The organism is Amycolatopsis sp. NPDC004079 (assembly GCF_040610415.1).
Classification (GTDB): domain Bacteria; phylum Actinomycetota; class Actinomycetes; order Mycobacteriales; family Pseudonocardiaceae; genus Amycolatopsis; species Amycolatopsis halotolerans.
Genome location: NZ_JBEXMH010000161.1, coordinates 1 through 1,387, shown reverse-complemented (window position 1 = coordinate 1,387; position 1,387 = coordinate 1). Strand labels below are relative to the sequence as shown.

General features: G+C 55.7%; 1 rRNA gene. It reads right to left on the bottom strand.

The annotated features are described in order from the left end of the window. Positions 1 to 1,387: ribosomal RNA gene (locus tag ABZX37_RS49325) — 23S ribosomal RNA — on the bottom strand; the annotation flags it as partial.

Genomic DNA, 1,387 nt, shown 5'->3' with positions numbered 1-1,387 from the left:
GTGGGCAAGTCCTCGGCCTATTAGTACCAGTCAACTCGACAACACATTACTGTGCTTCCATTTCTGGCCTATCAACCCAATCGTCTCTTGGGGGCCTTAACCCACATGGGGTGGGATACCTCATCTTGGAACAGGCTTCCCGCTTAGATGCCTTCAGCGGTTATCCCTTCCGAACATAGCCAACCAGCCATGCCACTGGCGTGACAACTGGCACACCAGAGGTCCGTCCGTCCCGGTCCTCTCGTACTAGGGACAGCCTTCCTCAAGTATCCTGCGCGCGCGGCGGATAGGGACCGAACTGTCTCACGACGTTCTAAACCCAGCTCGCGTGCCGCTTTAATGGGCGAACAGCCCAACCCTTGGGACCTACTCCGGCCCCAGGATGCGACGAGCCGACATCGAGGTGCCAAACCATGCCGTCGATATGGACTCTTGGGCAAGATCAGCCTGTTATCCCCGGGGTACCTTTTATCCGTTGAGCGACACCCCTTCCACCAGGAGGTGCCGGATCACTAGTCCCGACTTTCGTCCCTGCTCGACATGTCTGTCTCACAGTCAAGCTCCCTTGTGCACTTGCACTCGACACCTGATTGCCAACCAGGCTGAGGGAACCTTTGGGCGCCTCCGTTACCCTTTAGGAGGCAACCGCCCCAGTTAAACTACCCATCAGGCACTGTCCCTGAACCAGATCATGGTCCGAGGTTCAGATTCCCAATCCGACCAGAGTGGTATTTCAACAACGACTCCACACCCACTAGCGTGAGCGCTTCACAGTCTCCCACCTATCCTACACAAGCCGAACCGAAAACCAATACCAAACTATAGTAAAGGTCCCGGGGTCTTTCCGTCCTGCCGCGCGTAACGAGCATCTTTACTCGTAATGCAATTTCGCCGGGCCTGTGGTCGAGACAGCCGGAAAGTCGTTACGCCATTCGTGCAGGTCGGAACTTACCCGACAAGGAATTTCGCTACCTTAGGATGGTTATAGTTACCACCGCCGTTTACTGGCGCTTAAATTCTCAGCTTCGCGCCGAAGCGCTAACCGGTCCTCTTAACGTTCCAGCACCGGGCAGGCGTCAGTCCATATACATCGTCTTGCGACTTCGCATGGACCTGTGTTTTTAGTAAACAGTCGCTTTCCGCTGGTCTCTGCGGCCAACCACCGCTCCACTTGCGTGAAGTTTCACGGTGCTTGGCCCCCCTTCTCCCGAAGTTACGGGGGCATTTTGCCGAGTTCCTTAACCACAGTTCACCCGATCGCCTTGGTATTCTCTACCTGACCACCTGTGTTGGTTTGGGGTACGGGCCGTGCATGCACTCACTAGAGGCTTTTCTCGACAGCATAGGATCACCCACTTCGCCTCAAACGGCTACGCATCACGTCTCA